The following is a 22,518-nucleotide window of genomic DNA, read 5'->3' on the forward strand; positions in this document are numbered from 1 at the left end:
TTTTAACTGCCGTTTATTACATTTTTTGCTTGCCAAATACAGGAGGAGAGTTGATTTTCCCCGTATTTAATGTAAGTAATATACTTTTTTTTCTTTAGTTTTGGATACAGACCCTTAAATTATCATTCTTCTTCAAATGAAGGGGCAGCATTCCTAAAATAAAGAACAACATTGTGAAAAATGTACTTACACTATAGGGTGCTTTTCTTTAATATCAAGAGCTGATAAACCAGCTCTGTGCTCATGTCGTAGAATAAAAAAATCTTTCATTGCTTAATTTCATTTCGCATATATTTTAATATAATTCAGAGAAAAACATTATATGATAAAATACACTTAAATGTGATTAAAGTTATTATAAGGGGTACTGAAGTGAAAAAGAAAATGAACTATTTAACCTTACTTTTAGCGATTATCTTTATGGTTGGATGTACGAACACAGAAGATGTATCTGTTACAGAAGAAAAAACAGATTCGCAAGTAACCACAGTTGATATAACCGAAAATAGCGATCAAGAGGAAACTGAAAAAGAAGAAACTACTACAATTGTTGATGAACCAGTAGAAAAGGAAGCTCCAGCCCAACAAAATAATGACGGATTCCCAGGATACAAATTGATTGAAGTTGATGGTGGAGATTTATCTGGATATCGTCAACCTAACGTAGTTGTTGATATTGGCTTTGGAGATCGTAAATATTTGGCGTTCACAAATGAACACGGACAACTAGTGCGTGTCATTGCCGATGAAATTATTCTACAAGATAACAGTACAGAACCTGTATTATCGTCTGGCAGATACTACTCTGACGAGGCAAAAGTCCCAGGTGTTGAAAGAGACGATATGGATGAAGGACACATTATCGCAGATTCTATGGGTGGGGTATCGAATGCTTACAATATTACTCCACAAGAAAGTACACTCAATCGTCACGGTGACCAAGCTTATCTCGAAAACTCAATTCGTAAAGCGGGCGGAGCTACTGACTTTGAAGCAATTATCACATATCCTAATACGGAAACGCAGATTCCTTCACATTATCAGTACACCTATACTTTAAGAGGGAATAAGATTGTTGATTCATTCGACAATGTCAATCCTGATAAAGTAAACGAATCGCTTGGTTTAACAGGTAGCAAACCTTCAAATTCAACTAGCTCCAACGAAAAAGGTGATATTTCTAGTGTCGATACTAATGGTAACGGCCAAGTGACTATTCAAGAAGCAAAAGATGCAGGTTATAGTATGCCCATAATGAGCGATCATTGGTTATACCCGTATATGCGAGATAATGACAATGATGGTATGGTAGGAGAGTAAGCATCTAAAACTTTGAGAAAAAAATATATGAACGAAGGTACATTTTCCTCTTTGGTCGATTTATAACGTTTTTCGAAAAAATATCTGTACAGGAACAACTGAATTAATGGTTGTATCATCTAATTTTGTAGGGTGAAAGTTATTTTTAACTAACGAGGATTTTGATTCAATAAGATTACCACTCAATAACAATAAGCTTGGGGTATCTTGTCCTACTCAACTAATGGGTGGGGCTTTGGGTTTGATTGCCGTTGCGGATGTGTTAAGAGAAAACAGTAAAAATGTTATTGAAAATCTTCATTCTTTGGGAATTCAAAAGACTATTATGCTTACTGGAGATAACGAAGGAACTGCAAATGCGATAGGTGATCAGGTAGGCGTATCGGATATTAAAGCTGAATTATTGCCACAGGATAAATTAACGTTTATTAAAGATCTTAGAAATAAATATGACCGTGTGGCAATGGTCGGTGACGGTGTAAATGATGCCCCTGCATTGGCTGCTTCTACCGTTGGGATCGCAATGGGAGGAGCTGGAACAGATACGGCTCTTGAAACAGCGGATATTGCCTTGATGGCAGATGACCTTGGGAAACTGCCGTTTACAGTCAAGTTAAGCAGGAAAGCCCTAAGTATTATTAAGCAAAATATTACGTTTTCATTAGGGATAAAGCTTGTTGCATTGCTTTTGGTCATTCCAGGGTGGCTAACGCTTTGGATTGCGATTTTTGCAGATATGGGTGCGACTCTTATTGTCACATTAAACGGCTTGCGACTTCTCAGAATTAAAGACAAATAAGATAGGAGCTTCCCGTTTTCATGGGAAGCTCATTTTTATTAGGGGGGATATTCTTGTTATACGATGTTTTGGTTATTGGCGCAGGACAAGCCGGGCTTTCGATAGGCTATTACCTTAAAAAGAATAATGTATCTTTTCTTCTCCTGGACCAGGGTGTTGAAATAGGAGAGAGTTGGAGAAAAAGATATGATTCTCTAAAGCTGTTTACGCCGCGTGCTTATAGTTCTCTGCCTGGCATGCCTTTAAGTGGGGATCCGAATGGATATCCAACAAAAGATGAAATCAGTGACTATTTAACGCAGTATGTTAAGGCGTTTTCGCTCCCAGTAAAGCTCAAAACAGTAATTACAAAACTGGATGAAGAAGAGGGTTGTTTTGTTTTGTCCACCAGCCAGGGTGAATATCGAAGCAAACAGGTGGTAGTTGCCACAGGTCCTTTCCAGGAACCAAATATACCCGAATTCTCAAAATTTCTTTCGGGTGAAGTCTTTCAGCTGCACTCTTCAGAATATAAAAATCCTGATCAGCTTCTGAGCGGTACCACAGTTGTAGTAGGCGGAGGGAACTCTGGAGCACAAATTGCAGTTGAATTGGCGGATCATCGAGATGTGTATCTGTCGGTTGGGCACAAACCCAAATTTATGCCTCAGGACTTTGTGGGCAAAAGCATCTTTTGGTGGTTTGATAAATTGGGATTTTTAAAGGCAAATATAGACAGTAAAATTGGTCAGACAATAAGGAATAAGCCTGATCCGATTTTTGGTTACGAACTTAAAGCACAGTTCAAGAACGGAAAAGTACAGCAAAGGCCGAAAGCTATATCCGCAATTGATAATGAGCTCATCTTTGAGGACCAAAGCATATTGAAAGTAAGAAATCTGATCTGGTCCACTGGTTTTAAATCAGATTATAGCTGGATACATATTCCGAAAATCTTTAATGAGAAGGGGATGCCGATTCATAGAAGAGGAGTTACAGATACACAAGGCTTATACTTCTTAGGCCTCCCCTGGCAATATAGAAGGGGTTCCGCGTTGCTTCAAGGGATTGGAGAGGATGCTAAATATTTGATCACAAAGATATTAACAATTCCTAGTCTTTGAAATATTTTTACGTGAACTTTAACAATATACATTTTGAGGCATAGAGGCTATATAAGGGTATGAACGGAAACGGAAATTTGACTCTGGTGAACTAACAATTGTAAATAGGGTGGATTTTATTCCGCTACCGATGGTAAAAAGTGAATAAATGATAAGTTAGTAGAAGAAACGGAGCTATCACCAGCTAAAAAGCATAATATTAAAAGGTGTCTTTAGTAAGATAAAACCATAATTAGTCGATTCCATAACAAATGGAATTGACTTATTTTTTTATAAAAGAAACAGCAGCTTTATATATAGATGGATGGTCATATGAAAAATTGCTTGGATGAAACCTACTAAGTTCATATCTCCCTAATGCTTATACCTTCTCGCTTTTAAAAAAACTAATTCGAGCTCATTTCATATTCGGGAACTGGAGAGTTCTTCTCCATATTTTCTTCATATTTTTATATTATAATACGGTGGTGGTAATAAGAGTATTGTTTTATGCATCTAGAGTCTCTAGGAAAGTGAAGATATTTAACTAAAGACTTAGGGACATTTATGGAGATATGGTAGATCTTATTATTAAAATTAGAGGCTGTTCTAAGTTGAAATAATAGAAATCTAAGGGTTGAAATTTAAGGAGTGAATCTTGTTGAGTTTAAAATGGGATAGTGAGTTAGATGAACTTAGGACACGACGTCGTAATGAGATAATAAAAGCAGCAAGGAAATTATTTTTGAAAAAAGGTTTGCCAAAAGTAACGATACGAGATATTGCAAGAGAAGTTGGAGTATCTACCGTAACATTATATAAATATTATAAATCTATTGATGAAATTGCATCTGAAGTCAAACGTCAACTTCTGTTTGAAATGAAGCCATTCTTCAAGGGAGTTTCAACTGAAATTCCTGCGTATGAACATATATTAACTTGGCTTCAACAATGGAATACTTATCTAATAGAAAAAGATGATCATCTCCGATTTCAAGCATCATTTGACCTTTATTATCCAAAACAAATTGAACAAGTATATTACCTGGATTTGATTAGAATCAGCGGAGAGTCAATCCTTAAGATGTTTGAAAAAGGACAAAATGAAGGAAGCATTCGAACTGATTATACAGCAAATGAACTAACCGCTTGGACATTTAACAATTTACTGGGTGTAGTTCACCGAGTTGCAGCAAGAGGCCCTTTGTTAGAAGAAGATTTTTCCTTGTCGACTGAGAAAATGATGGAAATGACAATTGAATCAATAGTCAATTATATAAAAAAGAGTTAATCGATGCTAGCATAGCATTGACTAACTCTTTTTATTAATCATTCATTTACTAACTTAGACCCTCATTGTTAATAGAAGGTCTTATATAAACGCACAGTACCATTACGAAAGGAATCTTCTTGTTCCTTAAGTTTAAAGAGAACATGAATACTAAAATGTAAATTAAGGGGCTTTCCCAAAGATTAGTCAAGATTTTCAATCTGATCCATTACTATGCTTAAAATATTGGATTATTTTTAAGCAATTAGGAATTGTTGCCTGACCTCGCCCCCTTGTTAGATCTAGACTCCCCCCGCTCCTCTATAATCCATGCTCTAAGTTGTGTGCTTGATTTTCTATAAATTTCATTATTTTTATAAATCCCTTCTCTGGGTAGGCCTGCAATAATAACAGTGTGTTTGTATCGATTTTTAAAATATTTCTTAATTCCATCGGAATAGACAATTTTCCATTCCTAAAGATACATTTATTTAAATGGTCATCCTCAGGAAGATTGCTTACTACTAACTGGTTATCTTCTTCGTAAATAAAGACGAACTCTCCATCTTTTATGCCCAACAATCTATATATAGCTGCCGGTAGTAAAATTTGACCGTTTTTTGTTAGCTTTTTTACATACAAAGGACATTCATCCTTTCACTTAATTTATGAATGATTTGTCTCCCATTTATAGCCGACTCCCCAAACGGTCTTTAGATGAAGATCAACAGGGAAACCGGATAGTCTTAACTTCTCTCTTATGTTCCTTATATGAGAGTCAATAGTTCTGCTTTCCGTTTGCCATTCGTGTTTCCAGATGGTCTCCAAAAGCGCTCCACGCGAGAAAACACTATTGGGATTTCTTAATAAATGCCCTACTAGTGCAAATTCTTTCGGAGTTATAGATATTGATTTTCCGTTAAAAGAAAGGTTGAAAGAAGTTTCATCCCAGGTTAATCCTTGAAAAAAAAGTGAATCACTGTTTACTATGGAAGACCTTTTTAACAATGCCTCAACTCGGACTAAAAGTTCTTCTTTGTTAAAAGGCTTAGTCAAATAATCATCAGCCCCCTGTTTAAATCCATTAACTATATCTTCTTTCTCTCTTTTACTAGATAGTATAATTATTGGAACATTAGAGAACTTTCGAATTTCTGTGCAAATTGATGAATCTTGCATGCCGGGCATAACAACATCTAATATCACGAGAGATACACTCTTCTGTAATAGAAACTCAATTGCATCAGTAGCTGATTGGAACTGTAAGCATCGATAAAATGGCGAAAGAAGGGTAGATAATAATTTCTGTGTTGTTTGATCATTATCAATCACCATGATTTTTTTCATTTTACTATCCTCTTTTCTTTAGTATTCTAGGTTTACCTTACTAAAAAAGTATGAAGAAATTTTGCAGTTTGAGAGACTTCCAAAAAAACACTAAAATTCGAAATTAAAATGAAAATCTACCTGAGTTTCAAACAAATAGATGGAATTAATTTCTAATCTTATCAATCAACATAAATATGTACCACATCTTGCACACTTTCTTGATATTAATCCCTTACAATGTTTTTGATATAAAAACGTTAATGAGGTGAAAACAATGGGGGAATTTGAACCGATTGATAGAATTGCTTATGAGATAGGCCCAATAACGATCTATTGGTACGGAATCCTGATTGGAATCGGCATGTTATTAGGATGGATTCTTGCTGCAAAGGAATCGAAAAAAGTTGGAATGGAAAAAGAACTACTCTCAGACCTATTGTTGTGGGCAATCCCCACATCTATTATTTGCGCAAGATTATACTACGTAATTTTTAAGTGGGAATACTATATTAAAAATCCAGGGGATATTTTAGCGATATGGGAAGGTGGTATAGCTATTCATGGAGGATTATTAGGAGCAGTGATAACTGCCGTTATTTTTTCTAGAAAACAAGGTATTTCTTTTTGGAGACTTGCAGACATTGCTGCACCGAGCATAATATTAGGCCAGGCAATTGGACGGTGGGGAAATTTCATAAACCAAGAGGCGTATGGGGGAGAAGTGTCTCGCTCATTCCTCGAAAGCCTCTTACTTCCCGACTTAATCATTAATCAAATGTATATAGAAGGAGCATACTATCATCCGACTTTTTTATATGAATCATTATGGAATATTCTTGGATTTGTTCTTTTGATTTTTATCAGACGATTACCTATAAAACGTGGTGAAGTATTTCTATCATATATTATTTGGTATTCAGTTGGTAGGTACTTTGTTGAAGGACTGAGAACAGATAGTTTAATGCTCACAGAATCAGTTAGAATAGCTCAAGTTATGTCCTTAACTTTGATTGTAGCTGCAGTTTTAGTCATTGTCCTTAGAAAACGCCTAGGAAAAGCTGTTCTTAGATATGCTGATAGGGATTAAAGAACTTTTAATAAAATCTTCTTTTAAACAAGTCTAATACTGACGCGCTCCAAATAATTTTAAAAATAAGTATTCTCTAGATTAATAAGAATTTAATGAAAAGAACTGTTATTTTTAATTTTTAAATTTGCAATGGGGAAGAGAAAATATGAAATTATTCATCACCTTAATAATTTTGACATTTATAAGCCTATCACTGTTCCTCTTTTTAGGAAGAGGAGACCTTACTCAGAACAGTAAAAGACAACTTTCAGATAACCTTGAACCAAAACCTTATATTTCTGTATATTCAAAAGAGTATAACAATAATATAGTAAAGATTAAGGACCGAGTCCTCTTGGATGCACCTGTTATTAAACAGTTTCCTGAACTGCCAAGAGGATGTGAGGTTACTAGTCTAGCAATGCTGCTGCAGTATAAAGGGATTAATACAAATAAAATGACACTTGCCGATAAAATTAAAAAGAATTCTGTTCATCTAAAAAAAGAAGGCGGGAAGATTTTTTGGGGGGACCCAAATGAGGGATTTGTTGGTGATATGTATTCCTATAAGAATCCCGGCTATGGAGTTTATCATAAACCGATAAAAGTGCTCGCCGAAGAATATTTACCAGGGAAAATATTAGATTTAACTGGAAGAGATTTTGTGGAGCTGCAGACATATCTTTCGCTCGATATTCCAATTTGGATTATAACCAATACGACCTATGATGAATTGCCAGATTCTGCATTTGAAAAGTGGTATACACCTAAAGGGGAAATGAAAATAACTTATAAAGAACATTCTGTCCTTATAACAGGCTACGATGACAAGGTAGTTTATTTCAACGACCCAATTGACGGTATGAAAAATAAGTTTATTTCAAAGGAAAAATTTCTTGCTGCCTGGAAGCAAATGGGGAGTCAAGCGGTGACATATCTACCAGAATAGTCTTTTTTAGAAGAGGGCTAGAAGAGATCAGTATAAATAATAATTATTAGTAGCATTACTTATAATGTGGTGGTAATTAAATAAGTCAAGAAAAGACCTAGTTTTTGATTTTGTCCTTTTCTTGACTTGACTAATAGATAAAGGTTGATGGTAATTTAGTGTATGTAGGATAATGTCCTAAACATTTTTTTTGAAACAAAGGTCCATTACCTTATAATCCAATAAAAAGGTTACATAGCTGGATATCCAGAGTTTATAAAAGTCATGATGGAGAACCAACCAAAGACAAGAAAACTTCCAGCACCAAAAAGAACTCCAAGAAGATTTTTATTTTTTATCGCACTTAGAGTCCCAAAGCCTGATAACAATGCTACTAAACCAAATATAATTACTATACCCATGGGAAAACCTCCTTCTTTTAAATTAATATCGCTGTCGAGAATAATTTCCTGCCTTCCTTGTTACATTTGAGACAAATACTCCATAGAATTTCCTCATCTGTTTTAGTGAAATTACTATTCTTTGTCCTTACAGAACTTGGCATCCATATATAGTATGTCCATCAAAGTGTAGGCTATGGAATTATATTCGAACTTTTAGATCCAAACTATAAGGATGTCAACTCAATGACTCTAACAAAGTTAATTCGGAGAAATTCGGAAATGAAACCCAGAATAACGACATGAAATGAATTAGACGAATAGGGTCGAACCTATTATAAATAAAAAATGTGCAGAAAGTATGGATAAAAAATTTAATTATTAAAGTTGAGCAAGATTTCTTGATAGCGAACTAATTTATATAAGATTGAGCTTTTCGAGGGTTCATAGGGTATATCGCATTCTTTAATATTCAAATCAAATACTTTATTATTAAAGCCAATTATCTAATAAGAATAAATATTTGAATGGACCTAGAACCATTTGATTTGTTATTTTTTTTCAGTCCATTTATAGCCAACGCCCCAAACAGTTTGCAAATGATCATCTGCTGGAAATCCTGCTTTTCTGAGCTTGTCCCTTAGGTTCCTTACATGGGAGTCGATAGTCCGATCTTCAATTGAAACGCCTTCCCCCCACACGGACGCAATAAAATGGTCCCTAGAAAAAACTTTGTTTCGATTTCTTAAAAATAATCCCATCATTGCAAACTCTTTTGGAGTCAGCAAAATCTCCTTATTTTCAAATAAGAGTTCATAAGCATTTTGCTTTAGAACAAGACCTTTAAAAGAAAGAATCCCTTCCTCTGATGATTTTGTTCTTCTTAGAACTGCCTCAATCCTTGCTAAGAGTTCTTCTTCATCAAATGGCTTTAAAATATAATCATCAGCTCCTATTTTTAGCCCCTTCACAATATCTGGCTTCTCACTTCTGGCAGTTAGCATGATTATCGGAATATCTCTGAATTTCTTAATTTCCTTGCATGCTGTCCACCCATCCATTTCAGGCATCATAACATCTAGCAATATAAGGTCTACTGAATGGGATTCTACATAAAGGATTGCATCTATGGCTGATGACTTTTTGACACATTTATAGCCAAATGGCATTAAATATAGAGCTAATAAGTCAAGCATTCTGGTTTCATCATCTACTAGTAGTATTGTTTTCAATTTAAACTGCTCCTTTAAAGATTAATTCAAACTCAGTACCTTTGCCTTCCTTACTTTTAACCGAGATCTTTCCACCATGCGCGAGAACCAGCTCCTTAACAATGGACAACCCGAGACCTGTTCCACCTAATGATCTTGTTCGGGATTTATCTACACGGTAGAAGCGGTTTAGAATGTAAGGAAGATCTTCTTCTGGAATACCTTTACCGCTATCTTTAATCTTAATATAAACATCCTTTTTCTTGGTGCTTACAGTAAGAAGTGTCTTTGATCCAGAGGGAGAATATTTAATGGCATTATCTAATAAGTTAAAAATGATTTGCTCCAGCCGGGATGGATCCGCCATAATAAATAGCTCTTCCGGACAAACTACTTTAAGTTCCATTTCTTTTTCTTGGAAAGCGGGAGTGAACTTTTGCTTTATTTTCAAAATAAAGTCAGTTAAGTCTAAATGCCTCTTCTGAATTATAAATGAATTTTTGTCCATTTTTGCAAGATCAAAAAGGTCCTTAATTAAGTCTGAAAGTCGATTTGCTTCTTCACGGATAATATTTAAATACTTGTCTCGATCTTCAATAGACAGATTTCGTCTATGAACAATATCAGCATATCCTTTTATATAGGTTAGGGGGGTTCTTAGCTCATGAGAAATGCTGGCTAAAAAATCAATTCTCTCTTGTTTTAAGTATTTTAGATCGTTCGCCAGCCTAGAAATGGAATGAGCTAAATCACTAAGTTCGTCATCGCCATTTTGGGGCAGTGATACAGAAAAATTACCTCTGCTTATTTGATAGGTAGCTTCTTTCATGTTTATGAGAGGTCTAGCGAGAGCTTTTGAAAGAAAGACAATAATAATCAGAGTCAAGCAAACAGCAATTATTCCGGCCAATAAAAAGTTTCCATTCAGCCGTTTTATCAAAGTATGAAGTGATTCTGTATCCTGAAACATATAAACGCGTCCTTTTGACCTGCCATCGATCTCTATTGGGCTTACAGTTGATATAAAGGACCCATGTTTCCAATTATCCTCTAAAACTTCACCTTTTCTAGGAATATTAAACCTAGAATTGAGAATGTACCCCTTAAACCTCTCGCTATTAGCTGAAGATCCAAGTATTTTACCGCTCACATCCGTAATTACCACGTCGGTATTTGCTTCTGATTCCATTAGAGTTACATGTGAAATTGTATCAGCGTCAAAGTGTTTTTCTAAAATTGCTCTATGAGAATTTCCTCTTGCTTGTAAGGAAAGCAATTCTTCTTCTATTCTTGAGTCAACGAGTGCCGAATGTAAGAAAAAAAACATTAAGATAACAAGACCAAAAATAATTAGAAAGAAAATTATTCCCAGCTTTATTGATAGCTTGTTCATGAAATCACCTGTTTCTTGCTAGTTGTTAAATTATATCCCTTAGATTTGAATATTTTATGCAGATTTAATTGTACTTATAAAAATAATAGCCCCTTGAATTTAGGTATGTTAGATAATACATTGTTATTTGTAGTGCAAAAAGGGGGATATGCCGAACAAGCATTTTTTATAAGAACTTAAGTAAATAAAGACCGCGTTCATTATATACCTAAACACACTATAAAAAGCCAAGACGAAAGGATCTTGGCTTTTTAGTTGTATTTTTATTGTCTATATTTTCAACTCATTATGAGCAATAGAAGAAGTTTCTATTTGTATAGTAGTGTGTTCAATATGAAATTTTTCATTTATTTTGCTAATTGCTTGTTGGAGGATTTCCTGGCTGTCTCTGTTATCTTCGATAAGAATATGGCAGCTGAGTGAATCAAGTCCCGAAGTAATGGTCCAAATGTGGAGATCATGAATATTAATGACTCCATCGATTTCAGTTAAAGCTGCTCTCACTTTCTCTTGGTCAATAGTGATTGGTGTCCCTTCCATTAAAATATGAACAGAATGTTTAATAATTCCCCAGGCACTTTTTAATATTAATAAAGCAACCAATACAGAGATAATAGGATCTGCTACATACCAGTCAAACAGTAGCATTAGTATTCCTGCAATAATGGCACCAATAGAACCTAGAGCGTCTCCAAGAACATGCAAATAGGCACTTCTTAAATTAACATTATTTTTCACATCTCCTTTACGCATTAACGACCAAGCACTGATCAAATTGGCAATTAGACCTACAGAAGCAATCAGCATCATTGTTCCGCTTGCAACAGTTGGAGGTTCAAAGAATCTGCCGTAGGCTTCCTTGACGATAAAGCCAGCTATGACAAATAGGGTAACTCCATTAAACAATGCAGCTAGGATCTCGAATCTATAAAATCCATACGTCTTGCGAGGGGATGGGGGCCTAGAAGCAAACCAGATAGCAATTAAACTCAGAAACAGTGAACTTGCATCACTCAACATATGGCCAGAATCTGAGAGTAGAGCTAAACTATTGGTAATCAGCCCTCCGAAAAATTCTAAAATCATAATTCCTGTAGTTATTACCAGAGCAATGATTAATCCTTTTTTATTTCCTTCTCGTGTTTCTTCAAAGTGGTTATGGCCGTGAGAGTGACCATGTCCATGGTCGTGATGATGTCCCATTAATAATCCTCCTTTACTAACATTTAATATGGGTTAGAACTTGATTTAACACTGTGATGACATGTTCGTCATCATAAGTATAATAGAGCGTGGTTCCTTCACGCCTATATTTAACAAGCCTAAGCTTTCTGAGTAAACTAAGCTGATGGGAGACTGCTGATTGTGTCATATCCAGTACTTCGGTTATATGGCTTACTGAACACTCCTCTTGTGATAATAAATATAAAATTTTAATTCGTGTCGGATCTCCCAATGCTTTAAAAATTCTAGAGGCTTCATCAACAGTTTGTGCTGATAAAAACAGATGATCTTGTTGTTTCATTATATTTCCACCTTTTATTATTTTGTGATTTGTCTCATTGAATGATACAAATATTAAATATCCTTTGAAATGTAAAAAATAAATGCCCGTTAAAATACTAAGAGTGAGAAAAACCAAGTAAATACTTCCTCTATGATTCAGCTTTATAGATAAGGTTTCAAGGGATTTTAGTTGATTTAGAAATCTTTTAAGCTTAACAATACGGGCTCTAGCCCAGAAAAACCTGATTTCTCACATATATGAACATATGCTCATATATATGTTAAACAAAAAAGAAGATATTGTCAATTAACTTTAATTTTCTTTGTTCATTTACTTTACTTTTGTTCAATTCTTAATTTAAGACTATGTGAATATACTTGTACAAATATTCATGGGGGTTCTTGTTAATGAACAGTGATGTAGAAGTAGTTGTAATTGTTTTCTTAATTATTTTCTTTGGAACTCTGGTTGGAGGAGGACTTACTTGGTTTTTCTGTCACATGTTAAAGCTGAATAGCCATTACGTTAATATATTCTGCAGCGGTATCTTAATTGGTCTGATTGGATTTGAACTTCTTCCAGAAACACTTAAACATTTAGATTATGTCGGAGTATTTACCGGAATTTCATTAGGTGTTTTTTTTATGATTGTAATGGAAGGATTAATCCATAAAACTAAAAGTCGTTTCAACCGTGACTCTGGAGTTTTTCTCCTTCTTTTTGCTGCATTATTTCTTCATAGCATCCCTACGGGATTAGCATTAGGTATGAATGTCCAACAGCAGGTTGTCAATCCCTCAGTATTATTAGCAGCAGTTTTTCTTCATCATATTCCTGAGGGAGTTATTCTAATGGGGACCCTAATATATACAGAAATGAAGGTATTTATTTTTGGGTTTTTTTGCTTTATTCTATCGCTTGCGGTCAGTTTGAATGCTTTAGGGGGGCTAGAGTGGCAATCACCTTCTGTTAAGTTTACGACTATTTTAAACGGAACCGCTATAGGCACATTAAGTTATGTAACATTCTATGAGATACTTTGGAAACAATCCTTATATCTGTCGAAAATTAAAGTGCTATCTATAACTTTATTAGGTGCACTTCTTATAATTTTATTCTTTATTTTAGTTCCCGTAGGACATTAACTAGATCAGTCCAATCAAAACTGTCATGGAGATGACAGTTTTTTATTATTTTTTGAAATAAATTTGACAATATGAAAATATATTCATATTATAATAATAAAAAGTTGCACTGGGGAAAAAAATAAGTATGGAGGAAAAAAACATGGGGTTGTCTAAAAAAATCTCCTTATTTGAAGGAGAAAAAGGGAACATTATCAAAATAACTGATTTAAACATAGACGGAATAATGAGGAGACGTCTGCTCGATTTAGGATTTGTTCCGGGTGCATATGTCGAAGTGCTAAGAAAAAGCCCATTAGGGGACCCTGTTGCTTTTAGGGTAAGCAACACTTCCATAGCCTTAAGGAAAGAGGAAAGTCACAAAATTTTAGGGGAGTTGGTTTAGCATGAGTAACTTTCGAATTGCTCTTTGCGGCAACCCGAACACAGGTAAGAGCACCTTATTCAATGCACTAACAGGACTAAAACAACATACTGGAAATTGGGCTGGAAAAACTGTGGAGATGAAAAAGGGAGTATACACTTATAAAAATGATCAATATGAAATAGTTGATTTACCCGGCACATATTCACTTTATTCAAATTCCTTAGACGAAGAAATCGCCCGAGATTTTATTGTTTTTGGAAATCCCGATATCACTATTGTTATTTTGGACGCTACAGCTCTTGAAAGAAATTTAAATTTAGCCTTACAGGTACTGGAGATGACTAATCGGGTAATCATTTGTATTAATTTAATTGATGAGGCAGAGAAATTGGGAATTAATATTAATGAAAAATTACTAATGAGAAGGTTGGGTGTACCGGTAATAAAAATATCTGCAAGAAATAAAACGGGAATACCTATGCTTCTTGATACTGTGAGCCGGGTTATTTCGGGAGTCATTCAATGCACTCCTTTTCAGATAGAATATGACGAGGAAACTGAAAGAAAAATAAAAATCTTGGAGCCTATGATTGATAGAATTGTTGGCCATGATATATCTGCAAGATGGCTTTCTTTAAGGTTATTAGACGGAGACAGACAATTGTTTGAACAAATCGAAGAAAGAAAGGCCAGAAACAGGGAGGTTTTGATCAATGGAGCTACATTCCACAAAACAAAAACAGGCATTAAATGAACTGTTCCAGGAAGCAGATCTTCTTTCCTCGACACAAATACGTGACCAAATAGTTGGGCAATTATATAGAAAAAGCCATCAATTGGTAAAAGAAGGTGTCTCGTTTACAAAAAACAAATTTGATCACAGAACTGAAAAATTAGATGCAATTTTCACCTCTCCTGTTTTTGGGTTTCCAATCATGTTAGTGATGCTAGGTGTTGTGTTTTATTTAACAATTGCAGGCGCAAATATTCCATCGTCCATGCTTGCTGAATTATTTGGGTGGGTGGAAGGGTACCTAACATTATTTTTCACTGAATTAAATGCTCCAGATTGGCTTCATGGAGTTTTGGTATTGGGTCTCTACCGTGGAACGAGCTGGGTAATCAGCGTAATGCTTCCACCCATGGCCATCTTCTTTCCGACCTTTGCATTGCTTGAAAACTACGGTTATTTGCCACGTGTAGCATTTAATATGGATCGGCTTTTTAAAACAGTTGGGGCACACGGAAAGCAATCACTGACAATGGCGATGGGATTCGGCTGCAACGCTGCAGCAATTATGTCATCGAGGATTATCGAATCTCCCCGGGAAAGGATGCTGGCTATATTAACAAATAACTTTGTCCCGTGCAATGGAAGGTGGGGTACATTAATTGTTTTGGCCTCACTTTTTATGGCGACAGGGTTTACTGGAGGAATGAAGACGATTGTTACGACTTCTGTTATTGTGGGAATTGTGCTTTTCGGGATTATAATAACATTCTTGGTATCCTGGGTCCTATCAAAGACAGCCTTGAAGGGCGTGCCAACTCACTACACTTTGGAGCTGCCACCATATAGAAAACCTAAATTCTTCGATACAGTTATTCGCTCTTCTTTGAATAAATCCTGGTCTGTATTAGTCCGTGCAGTTAAAGTCGCTGCTCCAGCAGGGATATTAACCTGGATACTTGCAAACATTCAGGCAGGAGATTCAAGTATACTGCTTCATATTGTTCAATTTTTAGACCCGCTTGGCCAGGCGATTGGTCTAGACGGATTTATTTTAATGGCATTTTTAATTGGACTTCCTGCTAATGAAATCGTATTGCCCATCCTATTAATGGGTTACCTGTCAACTGGTGCCTTAATAGATGTAGATGGAATTGAGGATTTGAAGAAAATCTTTATCGACCAAGGATGGACTTGGCTTACTGCTCTAAATATGATGCTGTTCTCTTTACTGCATTATCCTTGCGGCACAACACTAGTAAATATATACAAGGAAACCAAAAGTGCGAAATGGACTTTTTGGTCCTTTATAATCCCTACAGGTATTGCATTTTTTGTAACTTTTCTTATTGCACAATTAGCTCGTATCTTAAATTGGGTGTAGATAAAGTAACGGTATAGGTTAAGTTGTACTACAAAAGAAGATCAAACATATTAATTGGGTTAGAATTTTTCCAATATCATAGCAGGATATTTTTTACTACCCGTGATAGCAGTATGCGGATGCATATTAGGCTAATCTACTTTTCTTGCGCATTCTTTCAATTAGTTTGCTAGTTCGCCAACCAATTGATTAAGTAAAATTACAAGGGGATTTACTAAGAAGTTTAACATGTCAAAATAAAAAGAAGAACAGTCTATATATTAAAAACTGTTCTTCTTTTTTGATTTCCTGCAACAGAAAAAGATTAGCTTCTTTTCTTTTTTGCTCGCTTGCGAAGAGCAATAATAAATACTATAAATGCAGTATAAACAGCTGTCAGTGATAAGATAAGTGGAATATTTAATCCGGTTTTCTCTTTAAGTATATATATTTCACTTTCCTCCCTGTCGGGAACAAAGATGTATTTATTATCTTTAGGTTGAACAAGATCTCCCGCTAACAACCCACGCAACTCTTTGTCTTTACCTCCAAGTTCTTCAGCTGATAGAGTAATGGCTGTTGATTGGGAGCTATTATTGATAACCGTTACAGTAACTTCATCATTATAGACTCGTTTATATACTGCTGCAGAATCGTCTTTATATAATACTTCCATTGTTCCTTTTGATAAGGAAGGAAGCTGTTGGCGAAGCTCACCTATTTTAGTTATAAAATCAATTAACTCTTTATCAGTTCTAAAGTCCATTATCTTCCGGTTATCAGGTTCTTCTTCACCATTTAAAGCAATTTCACTCCCATAATACACAATAGGAACACCAGGTGTGGTGTATAAATAAGTAAGTGCCAGTTTCCACCTTGGTCCAGGGTGTTGGTTGTTTTTTACTGCCCCACTGGTAAAACGCGGTGTATGGGGATTATCCATATACTTTCCCATCAAATAAGGGGATTTCTCAGAAAGCTCCGATTGATTTTGATTCACGAATAAGTTTTCAAACGATTGGTCAGGTTTTGAAAATGCTGATCTTAGCTCATTGCTGAATGAGTCATTTATTAAACTTTTCATTCCCATTTTTTCATACTTATCAGCATTTAAATCACTTGGAACAGTACCAGCAATTAAGTAGAAGTCATCTTTTAACTTATAAACCTCTTTTGAAAATTCCCCCCAGAAAATTTCTGGTTCATTTTGGGTCAAGTTCAATTGAAAACCGTCTATATCAGTCTCTGCAATCCACCATTTCGCTACATCAATCAAGTACTTCTGAACTTCAGGGTTCTTCTTATTTATTTCTGGCAAGTTACTAAACTCATTTTCTTTAGTATTTTCCCCTATGCCCTTATGTTCCATACTCCCCCTTAACCAATCACGTTTTTTGGAATCTTTGAGCCAAGGGTGGTTAGGACCTATATTTTTGGATGGAAACTCTAGGATGATTTTCATATCACGATTATGAGCTTCCTTAATAAGTCTCTTAAATGTTTTTAAAGAACCAAAATGGTCTTCGGTATTATAAAAATCATTAATCCAATAACCATGATATCCATTTTCCTCATTGTTAAAAATCGGTGTAAGCATCAACGTTGTATATCCCATATCTTTTAGGTAGTCTAGCTTATCTATTATTCCTTGGAAATCTCCACCTTGATAGGATTCCGGGTTTTTAGCATTTACATTGAAATCATTTTTAATATCTCCATTATTAAAGCGGTCAACCATTATATAGTAGATCGTTTCATCTTGCCATTTCCTTTCATTTTCTTCGTTAGCTTCAGCTGAAATCCAATGGGGCATAAAAAAAGTTATAAGAAATAAGGAAATAAACTTTTTTATCATAGTGCTTCCTCCTTTTAATTTTTGTTTACAGGTTAAATATTCAATTGTTTAGGAATTGTGAAGAAAAAAAGAACTTTTAATATAAAGATTGTCTTTTAACTGTCCATCTATTAATTTAATATATGAACATATAAAAATATAGGGGTTTTTCACTAAGTTTATAGATAATATTATATTGACATGTCCTTTTGCATGAGATTTTTAAATAGTGAAGAGCCAAAATCTAAAAAAATTTAATTTTAACGAAAAATGAAAGATCTGCACTTATTATTTACTAATAAAGGGGAGGCTGTGCTTTGGCGCCACTAAATATATTTGGTTTTCGTGCTCTTTGGAGTCCTTATTTTTTGGTATTTCTTTTGATGCTAATAACAGTTTATTTTTTTATTACTGTTATCTACCGTAGAAATTTTAATGGGAGTGAGCCGTTAACAACAAAACAGGGAATCATTTTTTCATTTGGGATACTGCTCTTATACATTATTAAAGGGGCACCTATCGATTTGCTTGGTCATCTAATGTTCTCTGCGCATATGACTCAGATGGCAATTTTGTATTTGATTATTCCACCATTATTAATAATTGGAATCCCTCAGTGGATTTGGAGGAATTTTATAAATGTTACAGGAATAAAACCGATTTTTATGTTACTAACAAAGCCCCTTATAGCATTAATTCTGTTTAATGTTTTTTTCTCCATCTATCATATCCCCCTGGTTTTTGATATGGTTAAAACCGATAAAATAACACATGCGTCTTATACCTTAGTCCTGTTCTTATTAGCAATAAATATGTGGTGGCCCTTAATCAATCAGCTAGAAGAACATCAAACGCTAAGTGGACTAAAAAAGGTGGGGTATATTTTTGCTGAAGGAGTTTTGCTGACCCCAGCATGTGCCTTGATTATTTTTGCAGATAGCGCTTTATATGCTACTTACTCAAACCCAGCTGCCTGGCAAGAAGCTTTAAAGTTATGTGTTCCATCTAATAAGCTCTCGGGACTGGAATTGGCAGGGCCAGAAATTTTTAATTCAATGTCTCTGGTTCAGGATCAGCAACTTGGGGGAGTCCTCATGAAAATAATTCAGGAAGTAGTACTGGGATTTGTTCTGGCTTCATCATTTTTTGAATGGTACCGTAAGGACCAGGAGACCTCAGATCATGAAATCAATAATATGTAAACAAAAAGAAGTCTTAACTTGGAATGCAGTGTTTATTAAAAAGGTAGTTATAGGCACCCAACATATACACTAATAGAAAATTTGGAGGAAAAAGACCTAATGAAGAAATCAATTTTGTTTCTTTTTTTATGCTTAACTTTAGCTGGTTGTTCAAATAAAAACGAAATACAAAGCAGAGAAACTATCCGGGAGATTATAGTTGTATCGGTTGAAACCGTACCAAAAGAAATAAAACAAAATGAAGAAATATTGATTCAAGCCAAAATAACCCAAGGAAAAGAAACGGTAACTGATGCAGATGATATGAAGTTTGAAATTTGGAAAGATGGGGTTCCTTCTGAGGAGCATGAAGAAATTAAAGGAGAATTAAATAAAGAGAAAGGTACCTACTTTGTAAAAAAGACCTTTAATGAGCCTGGCCTTTATTATGTTATAGCTCATGTGACAGCAAGAGGAATGCATAATATGCCTCAAGTTGAACTTGAGGTCCCTGAATAACTAATAGAAAAAAATGAGAGGGATATTAAATCCCCCTCATTTCTTTGAATAAGAAACATGCTATTCTTTTTTTTCACAACTCTCTCCACTAAAATCGAATTGTATTGTAATATGAGCCACTTTAAGTTCTTTTAGATGCTCCCTTATTTTATTTTTAATATTAACAATGGAATCTCTTTTTTCCGTGTCATATGGCACTTCAAGATGAACAGAAAATGCGTGTTCCTTTCCATCTATGGACCAAATATGCAAGTGATGAAGACCTTCAATCGATGAAATGCCCCGAATTTTTTCTTCTAAAATATTGGTATTAATACCCTTAGGCACTTAATCTAATAAGATACCTAAGGTTTCTTTTAGGTTTTTTATAACATGGTATAGAATGTAAAAAGTAATCCCTATTGATAAAAGTGGATCCAGGATTGGAATATCTTTAAATAACATAATAATACTAACAATTATTACTGCTACCCATCCTAATACATCCTCAATTAAATGCCAGGAAAGAATTTTCTGGTTTAATCCGTCATCACCTTTTTTTAACCGGTAAGCTGCAAACCCATTCACCGCAATTCCCAAAATGGCTAGCCAAAGCATACCCTCTGAGTTGGGATTTACAGGGTTAAATAACCTCTTTCCTGCTTCGTATAAAACATAAATGGAACCGGCTAATAAGACAGCTGCATTTAATAATGCGCCCATTAAGGACAGCCTTTTATGACCAAAAGTAAAATGAGAATCTGCACCTTTTTCTGACTTCTTTTGAAGATACCATGACACTCCTATAGAAATTGAGTCCCCTAAATCATGAACTGCATCAGATATAATGGCGATGCTGCCAGTAAGAAAACCGCCAATTATCTCAATTATTGTAAAGCCTAAGTTCAAAAAAAAGCTAACCCCATATTTCTTTGTGTTTTGGTATTTTTTGCGCTCATAGGTAATCCCCCTTTTAAATGGGTTAATACCCAAAACCTAACTATTAAAACAATCAATTAGAAGTTAGTAATTAACAAATCATCATGCAATAACGAGTCACATCACTTAATATTTTAGATTAATTGACAAAAATATGGATAGATAGTTAACTATATGAGAGGATGTACATGTATTAAAAGTAAAAAGGGGACTAGCTATGAAGGGAAGAAGATTAAAGAATTCGTATTTAGTTTTGACTTGGTTAACCTTAACTTTAAAAACATATGTTGTCACCCGGTTTGCTTTCAGCTTAGAGATTGAAAATTTTATGCAAGAAATCATATTGATGTTAGCTTGCGGAGGTTCAATCTTATTTTTATTGTGTTTGTGTTTGTTTGGAAATAAAAAGGGGATTAATTCTAGAATTTTTATTACAAATCTCTTCCTAACAATATTGTTATATTTTAATCTGATTTACTATCGATTTTTTAATGATTTTATTACAATACCCGTGTTATTCCAAACTGACAATGCAAGTGATTTGGGGAGTAGTATAATCAGTCTTCTTAACCCTCTTGATATCCTTTTAGTATTAGATTTAGGATTACTGGTCCCCTTAAAAAAGCGATTTGGTGAAATTAAAATTAAAAAGAGGAAGATTTTACTTTATTCCTTACTAGTTATTGCAGCTAATCTAGTACTTGCCAATATTGAAAGACCCCAATTACTAACCAGATCATTTGATAGAAATATGCTTGTGAAAAATCTGGGAGTCTTCAATTATCAGCTGTATGATGCCTACTTGCAGACAAAAACAAGTATGAATCGGGCTTTTGCTGATAGCAGTCAAATAGGAGAAATCGTAAATTATACAAATGCTATAAAAAAACCAAACAATGAGGACCTTGAAGGAATCGCAAAGGGAAAGAATGTATTTGTTATTTCTATGGAATCTACTCAAAACTTTGTAATAAACGAAAAAATTGAAGGCCAGGATATTACTCCTTTTTTAAATAGTTTGATAAAAAGTAAGGACACTTACTATTTTAATAATTTCTATCATCAGACGGGACAAGGAAAAACCTCTGATTCTGAGTTTTTGGTTGAAAACTCCCTTTACGGACTTCCAAGGGGAGCAGTTTTCTTTACACATTCTCAAAATACATTTAAGGGGTTGCCTTCGCTGTTAAGTCAATCAGGTTATTCCACTGCAGTTTTTCATGCAAACAACGAAAGTTTTTGGAACAGGGATGTTATGTATAAATCATTAGGCTATCATCAGTATTTTTCTGATGAATACTATGATATTACTGATGAAAACTCAATTGGATGGGGCCTTAAAGATGATATCTTTTTTGCACAGTCAATGCAATATTTAAGGGATTTAAAGCAGCCATTCTACGCTAAATTTATTACTTTAACAAATCATTTTCCATTTTCCTTAGAGGAAGAGGATGAGCTTATTTCCGAATGGAATTCGGAGGATGGAACAGTAAATCGATACTTTACGACCGTAAGATACGAAGATGAATCTTTGAAAAAGTTCTTTGAGATGATAAAGAAAGAAGGGCTTTATGAGAATTCTATTTTCATACTAATGGGAGACCATTACGGGATTTCATCAAATCATAATGAAGCCATGGCTCAATTTCTGGGAAAGGAGATTACTCCATTCCAAGAAACACAGCTTCAAAAAGTCCCTATGATCGTTCATATTCCCGGTATAAATAATGGAAAGACTATAAAAAATATTTCAGGCCAAATTGATGTCAAACCCTCTATTCTTAACCTTTTGGGTGTAAAAGATAAAACGGATGTTACTTTTGGTTCGGATCTTTTCACCGAATATCCTGACAATTTTACAGTTCTCAGAGACGGAAGTTTTATTACTGAGAAATATTTGTACACAAAAAATAGATGCTATGATAAGCAGACTGAACTTGAAATTGATGGACAATACTGTAAACAGTATGCTGAAAGGGCACAAAAGGAATTGAACGCATCAGATCAAGTAATATATGGTGATTTGTTAAGGTTTATAAATCAGACAGGATATATTTCCGATAGGAGCGTATCAAACTAAAATGAGCCGCCATTACTGGCGGCTCATTTCAGTTTGTAGACAAAAGGGGTTCGGAATAGTCTCATTCCG

General features: G+C 34.7%; 22 protein-coding genes and 1 pseudogene. 13 read left to right on the forward strand and 10 right to left on the reverse strand.

The genetic code is table 11. The annotated features are described in order from the left end of the window. Positions 1-372: 372 nt before the first annotated feature. The 4 genes and pseudogenes from PBF_RS23695 to PBF_RS23710 all read left to right on the forward strand — a co-directional run bounded on the left by PBF_RS23695 (position 373) and on the right by PBF_RS23710 (position 4,492). Positions 373-1,320, forward strand: coding sequence for a DNA/RNA non-specific endonuclease (locus tag PBF_RS23695; protein WP_235192327.1), 948 nt, complete (start codon positions 373-375; stop codon positions 1,318-1,320). A gap of 235 nt (positions 1,321-1,555) precedes the next feature. Continuing rightward, positions 1,556-2,119 (forward strand): annotated as a pseudogene (locus PBF_RS23700) (HAD-IC family P-type ATPase); the annotation flags it as partial. A 53-nt stretch (positions 2,120-2,172) separates the two neighbouring features. Then, a complete protein-coding gene (locus tag PBF_RS23705) occupies positions 2,173-3,222 on the forward strand; it encodes a flavin-containing monooxygenase (protein WP_035333334.1) in 1,050 nt (349 codons plus the stop codon). A 640-nt stretch (positions 3,223-3,862) separates the two neighbouring features. After that, entirely contained in the window at positions 3,863-4,492 is a 630-nt protein-coding gene (locus PBF_RS23710) for a TetR/AcrR family transcriptional regulator (protein WP_035333335.1), read from the forward strand. A 300-nt stretch (positions 4,493-4,792) separates the two neighbouring features. Here PBF_RS23710 and PBF_RS23715 read toward each other — a convergent pair whose 3' ends face one another. Together PBF_RS23715 and PBF_RS23720 are read right to left on the reverse strand one after the other, a co-directional pair. After that, positions 4,793-5,113 carry an AbrB/MazE/SpoVT family DNA-binding domain-containing protein gene (locus PBF_RS23715; RefSeq protein WP_035333337.1) on the reverse strand — a complete coding sequence of 107 codons (321 nt, stop codon included), beginning with the start codon at positions 5,111-5,113 and terminating at the stop codon, positions 4,793-4,795. Positions 5,114-5,137: 24 nt separating this feature from the next. Then, positions 5,138-5,818 carry a response regulator transcription factor gene (locus PBF_RS23720; protein ID WP_035333338.1) on the reverse strand — a complete coding sequence of 227 codons (681 nt, stop codon included), beginning with the start codon at positions 5,816-5,818 and terminating at the stop codon, positions 5,138-5,140. A gap of 256 nt (positions 5,819-6,074) precedes the next feature. Between PBF_RS23720 and lgt the strand changes: the two genes are divergently transcribed. Together lgt and PBF_RS23730 are read left to right on the forward strand one after the other, a co-directional pair. Then, positions 6,075-6,887 (forward strand): prolipoprotein diacylglyceryl transferase, encoded by an 813-nt coding sequence (gene lgt, locus PBF_RS23725; RefSeq protein WP_035333340.1) that lies wholly within the window; start codon positions 6,075-6,077, stop codon positions 6,885-6,887. A 148-nt stretch (positions 6,888-7,035) separates the two neighbouring features. Then, the gene (locus tag PBF_RS23730) at positions 7,036-7,818 is read left to right on the forward strand and encodes a C39 family peptidase (RefSeq protein WP_035333342.1); all 783 of its coding nucleotides are present in this window, start codon (positions 7,036-7,038) and stop codon (positions 7,816-7,818) included. Between the two features lie 230 nt (positions 7,819-8,048). Here PBF_RS23730 and PBF_RS25265 read toward each other — a convergent pair whose 3' ends face one another. From PBF_RS25265 to PBF_RS23755, 5 genes are all read right to left on the reverse strand, one after another. After that, positions 8,049-8,219, reverse strand: a complete 171-nt coding sequence (locus PBF_RS25265; protein ID WP_035333343.1) for a DUF2759 domain-containing protein — start codon at positions 8,217-8,219, stop codon at positions 8,049-8,051. Positions 8,220-8,749: 530 nt separating this feature from the next. Further along, complete coding sequence (locus tag PBF_RS23740; protein WP_035333344.1) at positions 8,750-9,430, reverse strand: response regulator transcription factor; 681 nt, start codon at positions 9,428-9,430, stop codon at positions 8,750-8,752. 1 nt (position 9,431) lies between these two features. Further along, on the reverse strand, positions 9,432-10,802 hold the full coding sequence (locus tag PBF_RS23745) for a HAMP domain-containing sensor histidine kinase (protein WP_035333348.1): 1,371 nt from the start codon (positions 10,800-10,802) through the stop codon (positions 9,432-9,434). A 270-nt stretch (positions 10,803-11,072) separates the two neighbouring features. Continuing rightward, the gene (locus PBF_RS23750) at positions 11,073-12,005 is read right to left on the reverse strand and encodes a cation diffusion facilitator family transporter (RefSeq protein ID WP_035333352.1); all 933 of its coding nucleotides are present in this window, start codon (positions 12,003-12,005) and stop codon (positions 11,073-11,075) included. Between the two features lie 16 nt (positions 12,006-12,021). Beyond that, a complete protein-coding gene (locus PBF_RS23755; RefSeq protein WP_035333379.1) occupies positions 12,022-12,327 on the reverse strand; it encodes an ArsR/SmtB family transcription factor in 306 nt (101 codons plus the stop codon). Positions 12,328-12,716: 389 nt separating this feature from the next. Here PBF_RS23755 and PBF_RS23760 point away from each other — a divergent pair, with 389 nt between their 5' ends. From PBF_RS23760 to PBF_RS23775, 4 genes are all read left to right on the forward strand, one after another. Beyond that, complete coding sequence (locus PBF_RS23760) at positions 12,717-13,454, forward strand: ZIP family metal transporter (RefSeq protein ID WP_035333353.1); 738 nt, start codon at positions 12,717-12,719, stop codon at positions 13,452-13,454. 142 nt (positions 13,455-13,596) lie between these two features. Continuing rightward, entirely contained in the window at positions 13,597-13,839 is a 243-nt protein-coding gene (locus PBF_RS23765; protein ID WP_035333356.1) for a FeoA family protein, read from the forward strand. Between the two features lies 1 nt (position 13,840). Then, positions 13,841-14,575: a FeoB small GTPase domain-containing protein gene (locus PBF_RS23770; RefSeq protein WP_035333358.1), complete on the forward strand. Its 735-nt coding sequence runs from the start codon at positions 13,841-13,843 to the stop codon at positions 14,573-14,575. Next, positions 14,535-15,935 (forward strand): nucleoside recognition domain-containing protein, encoded by a 1,401-nt coding sequence (locus PBF_RS23775; protein ID WP_035333360.1) that lies wholly within the window; start codon positions 14,535-14,537, stop codon positions 15,933-15,935. Before PBF_RS23770 ends, PBF_RS23775 begins: the two co-directional genes overlap by 41 nt. 304 nt (positions 15,936-16,239) lie before the next feature. Here PBF_RS23775 and PBF_RS23780 read toward each other — a convergent pair whose 3' ends face one another. Further along, positions 16,240-17,769, reverse strand: coding sequence for an alpha-amylase family glycosyl hydrolase (locus tag PBF_RS23780; protein ID WP_035333362.1), 1,530 nt, complete (start codon positions 17,767-17,769; stop codon positions 16,240-16,242). A gap of 296 nt (positions 17,770-18,065) precedes the next feature. Between PBF_RS23780 and ctaG the strand changes: the two genes are divergently transcribed. After that, positions 18,066-18,950 carry a cytochrome c oxidase assembly factor CtaG gene (ctaG, locus tag PBF_RS23785; RefSeq protein ID WP_035333364.1) on the forward strand — a complete coding sequence of 295 codons (885 nt, stop codon included), beginning with the start codon at positions 18,066-18,068 and terminating at the stop codon, positions 18,948-18,950. A gap of 99 nt (positions 18,951-19,049) precedes the next feature. Next, complete coding sequence (locus PBF_RS23790) at positions 19,050-19,448, forward strand: FixH family protein (RefSeq protein WP_035333366.1); 399 nt, start codon at positions 19,050-19,052, stop codon at positions 19,446-19,448. Between the two features lie 60 nt (positions 19,449-19,508). Here PBF_RS23790 and PBF_RS26925 read toward each other — a convergent pair whose 3' ends face one another. Together PBF_RS26925 and PBF_RS26930 are read right to left on the reverse strand one after the other, a co-directional pair. After that, positions 19,509-19,775 (reverse strand): hypothetical protein, encoded by a 267-nt coding sequence (locus tag PBF_RS26925; protein ID WP_235192328.1) that lies wholly within the window; start codon positions 19,773-19,775, stop codon positions 19,509-19,511. After that, the gene (locus tag PBF_RS26930) at positions 19,776-20,336 is read right to left on the reverse strand and encodes a cation diffusion facilitator family transporter (protein ID WP_235192329.1); all 561 of its coding nucleotides are present in this window, start codon (positions 20,334-20,336) and stop codon (positions 19,776-19,778) included. A 247-nt stretch (positions 20,337-20,583) separates the two neighbouring features. Here PBF_RS26930 and PBF_RS23800 point away from each other — a divergent pair, with 247 nt between their 5' ends. Beyond that, the gene (locus tag PBF_RS23800) at positions 20,584-22,449 is read left to right on the forward strand and encodes an LTA synthase family protein (protein WP_035333368.1); all 1,866 of its coding nucleotides are present in this window, start codon (positions 20,584-20,586) and stop codon (positions 22,447-22,449) included. Positions 22,450-22,518: the final 69 nt, after the last annotated feature.

Source organism: Cytobacillus firmus DS1 (genome assembly GCF_000565285.1).
In the GTDB taxonomy this organism is placed as follows: Bacteria; Bacillota; Bacilli; order Bacillales; family Cytobacillaceae; genus Cytobacillus; species Cytobacillus firmus_A.